Raw genomic sequence first — 4672 nt, forward strand, 5'->3', positions numbered from 1 at the left:
CTGGTGGATGTGGTGCGCGAGCGCCTGCTCCTGTGGAGCCTGGCCGCCATCAACTTCACCCACATCGTCGATTTCATGGTGATGATGCCCCTGGGGCCGCAGCTCACCGCCCTGTTTCGCATCAGCGATGCGCAGTTCGGCCTGCTGGTCTCTGCCTATTCGCTGGCGGCCGGGGTCTCGGGGGTGCTGGTCTCCACCGTCATCGACCGCTTTGAGCGCAAACGCGCACTGCTGGCCATGTACGCCGGTTTCGCCGTCGCCACCCTGGCCTGCGGTCTGGCGCCCACTTACGGCGCCTTGCTGGTCGCCCGTGTGGCGGCAGGCATCTTTGGTGGTGTGCTGGGCGCCCTGGTGCAGACCATCGTGGGCGACGTCGTGCCCTTCGAACGGCGCGGGCAGGCCATGGGCCTGGTGATGGCGGCCTTTTCCCTCTCGACCGTGGCCGGCGTACCGGCATCGCTGTGGCTGGCCACGCAGGGTGGTTGGCACCTGCCCTTTTTCGCCATCGCGCTGCTGTCCCTGCCGATCTGGCTGGGGGCGGCGCGTTACGTGCCGCGCCTGAACGGGCACATGACCGGGGTGTCGGCCCAGCCGCCGGTGGCACAACTGCGGCGCGTGCTGGCCGAGCCGGGGCACTGGTGGGCCTTTGGCCTCTCGGCGCTCATGATGCTGAGCAGCTTTGCCATCATCCCCTACATCACCATCTACCTCACCGTGAACCTGCACATGCCGCCCTCACAGGTGCCCTGGGTCTACATGGCCGGTGGCGTGGCCACGCTCTTCACGTCCCGCCTTTGGGGGCAGCTGGCCGACCGCTGGGGCAAGGTCCGCACCTTCCGCCTGCTGGTGGGGCTGTCGGTGTTGCCGATGATGACGCTGACCCACCTCACGGCCGCGTCGGTGCCGTGGGTGCTGGGGGTCACCACGCTGTTTTTCGTCTGCGTTTCCGGGCGCATGGTGCCCGGCATGGCCCTGCTCAGTTCGGCTTCCGAGCCGCGCGTGCGTGGCGCCTTCCTCAGCGTGAACGGGGCCCTGCAATCGGCCACCATGGGGCTGGCCGCGTGGATTGGCGGGGCGATGATTTCCCGCAACGCCGATGGCCTGGTGACGGGCTACGGCCGGGCCGGGTGGCTGGCGCTCGCCACGGCCATGGTGATGCTGTGGTGGGTCGGGCGCCTGCGCCTGCCCGCCACGGAAATCAAGCCCTCCGTGTGAGGCTTCACGCACCTTTGCAGTCTGTTTCGCACCCCATACAAACACTGACGTCATGGGCTTGTCATACGGCTTCGGCGGGGGCACACTGACCTTCCGGTTTCTGGTTTGACCCTGATGCGTCAAGCCCCCGAAACAAGGTTTCGGAGCGATGTGTTGCGGTCTGGCCGAACCGGTTGTTCTCAACCTTCCTGTCCTCGAAAGGAGGCAGTATGAATTTGACGATCAGTGGCCATCACCTTGAGGTGACTCCTTCGCTGCGTGAGTACGTGCTCACCAAGATGGAACGTGTGACCCGTCATTTCGACCAGGTCGTGGACGTGACAGTCCTGCTCAGTGTCGAGAAGCAAAAGGAAAAGGAACGTCGCCAGAAGGCCGAAGTCAACTTGCACGTCAAGGGCAAGGACATCTTTGTTGAAACCTCCCATGAGGATCTGTACGCCGCCATTGATCAACTGATGGACAAGCTGGACCGCCAGGTCTGCCGACACAAGGACCGTGTGCAGGACCACCACCACGCTTCCCACAAGCGCCAGGAATCCACCTGGGACGCCATCCAGTGAACGCTGCCGCCGCAAGCCGATCCACAGCGTGCTTGGTGTGTTGACCTGATTGCGGGTCGCCAGCGCAGGCAGGCACCAAGTTAACGGCCCTTCGGGGCCGTTTTTCATGCCTGGACCACGGCCTCGTCGGCCTACAGTGCAGGCGTGTCAAATGTCCGTGCAATCTCCCTCATGGGGGCGCCGGTTTCGGTCATGTTTCACTTGCTGCGCTGCAGCAGGGGGTGCAGAATCCCTTATGTGAATGGTTCATGAACGTTCCGCCGCCTGTCCTCAGGTCCCTATAATCCGCCCCTCAGCTGTCCTCGGGGGCGGGGTCAAGGCTTCTGCCGTCGCCCTAGCCAGTAAGCAAGATGAATCGTCTCTCAGCCATCCTTCCCGCCGGCCAGGTGCTGGTGGACGTTGACGCCAGCAGCAAGAAGCGCGTCTTCGAGCACGCAGGGTTGCTGTTCGAGAACCAGCATGCCATCGCGCGTGCCATCGTCACCGACAACCTCTTTGCCCGCGAGCGCCTCGGCTCCACCGGCCTGGGACACGGTGTGGCCATTCCCCATGGCCGCATCAAGGGTTTGAAGAACCCGCTGGCAGCCGTGATCCGCCTGAGCCAGCCCATCCCCTTCGATGCGCCGGACGACGAACCCGTCAACCTCCTGATCTTCCTGCTCGTGCCCGAGGCTGCCACCCAGCGCCACCTCGAGATCCTGTCGGAAATCGCCGAACTGCTGTCCGATCGCGAACTGCGCGAACGCCTCAAGACCGAGCCCGACGCGGCCGAGGTCCATGGCCTGATCGAGCGCTGGCAGCCGCTGAAATCGGTGGCCTGAGTTTTTCGGCCTCGTTTCTTGATGCATCATGGTCTGACGCAACGTTGACAACAACCGCAGCCCCGTGAGCGTCAAAGACATCGCCGTCATCAGTGCCGAGACACTGTTCGAAGCCAACCGCACCGCCCTGCGCTGGGAGTGGATCGCCGGTCACGCCAACCCCGAGCGCCGCTTTGACGAGGACGCCGTGCACGCGGCGCAGTCGGCCGCCGACCTCGTTGGCTACCTGAACTACATCCACCCCTACCGGGTGCAGATCGTGGGCAAGCGCGAAAGCGCCTACTTCACCAACGCCGGGCCGGAAGACCAGGAACGGCGCATCCAGCGCATCGTCACCCTGGAGCCACCCGTGGTGGTGGTGGCCGATGGCGAAACCCCTTCCGACCGCCTCGTGGCCATGTGCGGCCGCGCCGGCATCCCCCTGTTCGTCACGCAAGAGCCCGCAGGGCACGTCATCGACGTGCTGCGCAGCTACCTCACCCAGCACTTTGCCGAGCGCATCACCCGCCACGGTGTCTTCATGGACATCCTGGGTCTGGGCGTGCTGCTCACCGGTGAATCCGGCCTGGGCAAGAGTGAACTCGGCCTGGAACTGATCTCGCGCGGGCATGGTCTGGTGGCCGACGATGCCGTCGACCTCTACCGCGTGTCGCGCACGGCGGTGGAAGGGCGCTGCCCCGAACTGCTGCAGAACCTGCTGGAAGTGCGCGGCATCGGCCTGCTCGACATCAAGGCCATCTTTGGCGAGACGGCCGTGCGCCGCAAGATGCGGCTCAAGCTCATCGTGCACCTGGTCCGCAAAGAGACCATGGAGCGCGAGTTCGAGCGCCTGCCTTACGAGCCCCTCTATGAAGAGGTGATGGACGTGCCCATCCGCAAGGCCGTGATCGCCGTGGACGCCGGGCGCAACCTGGCCGTGCTGGTCGAGGCCGCGGTGCGCAACACCGTGCTGCAGCTGCGCGGCATCGACACCTACAAAGAGTTCATCGAGCGCCACCAGCGCGCCATGGAGCGCGGCGGCCTCTGAGCGAGGCGCAGGAGGGGCCTGCGCTCAGCGTGCGGCCTGCTTGCCGTTGCCGTGGTTGCAGCCCTCGCGCAGGCATTCCACATACAGCGACAGGGCGTGGTCCTGCAGCTTGTAGCCGCGTTCTGCGGCGATTTCCTGCTGACGGCGCTCGATCTCGGCGTCGTAAAACTCCTCGACGCGGCCACAGTTCACGCAGACCAGGTGGTCGTGGTGCTTGCCCTCGTTGAGCTCGAACACAGCTTTACCTGCTTCGAAATGGTTGCGAGACAGGATGCCGGCCTGCTCGAACTGCATCAGCACGCGGTAGACCGTGGCCAGGCCGATGTCGGATCCTTCGGCAAGCAGCACCTTGAACACGTCTTCGGCGGTCATGTGGCGCTGGGCGGCCTGCTGGAAGACGTCGAGGATCTTGATGCGGGGCAGCGTGGCCTTGAGCCCACTGCTTTTGAGTTCTTCTGCGTTGTTCATGGTGTGCTCCAGGCTGCGGGCAGGCCTGTTCAGCCGCCGCTAGAATGCCCGATGATATCGACAAGGCCTTCCCCCAACAAATGGGCGGCCTTGTTTGGGCCTGCATGGGCCTCCCCTGACAGAAGACCGCCTTCCATGACGATGCCTTTTACCCGTCGAGCCTGCCTGGCCCTGGCCCCCTTGCTGCTGTCGGCCTGTGCGGGCACCGCCACCGACGCCCTGAGCAAGCCTGAAACCCTGTTCGGCATGCTGGAGCCCTACCGCATCGACATCGTGCAAGGCAATGTGGTCACGCAAGAGGTGATCGCACAGATCCAGCCGGGCCTGGGCCGCATGCAGGTCAAGGAAATCCTGGGCACGCCGCTGCTGGCCGACCCCTTCCACCTGGACCGCTGGGACTACGTCTTCACCATCCGCCGCCAGGGCGTGGCCGACCAGCGCCGCGTGGTCACCGTTTTCTTCAAGAACGACGCCGTCGAGCGCTTTGACACCCAGCCTCTGCCGAGCGAGCGCGAGTTCGTGGCCTCGATCGACAAGCCCGTCAAGGGCGAGATCGCGCCCAACCTGACGCCCGAGCAGGT

The 4672-nt window shown here is 64.8% G+C and carries 6 protein-coding genes; 5 read left to right on the forward strand and 1 reads right to left on the reverse strand.

All coding sequences use genetic code 11. The features are described 5' to 3' along the window. The 4 genes from QZ994_RS18810 to hprK form a co-directional block, all read left to right on the forward strand. Nucleotides 1–1215: MFS transporter (locus QZ994_RS18810; protein WP_367172351.1), on the forward strand; the 1215-nt coding region annotated here is incomplete at its 5' end. Between the two features lie 209 nt (nucleotides 1216–1424). After that, nucleotides 1425–1775, forward strand: coding sequence for a ribosome-associated translation inhibitor RaiA (raiA, locus tag QZ994_RS18815; protein ID WP_290877305.1), 351 nt, complete (start codon nucleotides 1425–1427; stop codon nucleotides 1773–1775). A 350-nt stretch (nucleotides 1776–2125) separates the two neighbouring features. Then, nucleotides 2126–2596, forward strand: a complete 471-nt coding sequence (gene ptsN, locus QZ994_RS18820) for a PTS IIA-like nitrogen regulatory protein PtsN (protein WP_290877308.1) — start codon at nucleotides 2126–2128, stop codon at nucleotides 2594–2596. A 64-nt stretch (nucleotides 2597–2660) separates the two neighbouring features. Next, nucleotides 2661–3623 (forward strand): HPr(Ser) kinase/phosphatase, encoded by a 963-nt coding sequence (hprK, locus tag QZ994_RS18825; protein ID WP_290877311.1) that lies wholly within the window; start codon nucleotides 2661–2663, stop codon nucleotides 3621–3623. Between the two features lie 24 nt (nucleotides 3624–3647). On the opposite strand, the gene fur is transcribed toward hprK, so the two are convergent. Continuing rightward, entirely contained in the window at nucleotides 3648–4091 is a 444-nt protein-coding gene (fur, locus tag QZ994_RS18830) for a ferric iron uptake transcriptional regulator (protein WP_290877313.1), read from the reverse strand. A gap of 135 nt (nucleotides 4092–4226) precedes the next feature. On the opposite strand from fur, the gene QZ994_RS18835 reads away from it, so the two are divergent. Beyond that, nucleotides 4227–4672: outer membrane protein assembly factor BamE (locus QZ994_RS18835; RefSeq protein ID WP_290877316.1), on the forward strand; the 446-nt coding region annotated here is incomplete at its 3' end.

Origin of the sequence: Aquabacterium sp. (assembly GCF_021768455.1) — a bacterium.
Taxonomy (GTDB): Bacteria; Pseudomonadota; Gammaproteobacteria; order Burkholderiales; family Burkholderiaceae_C; genus Aquabacterium.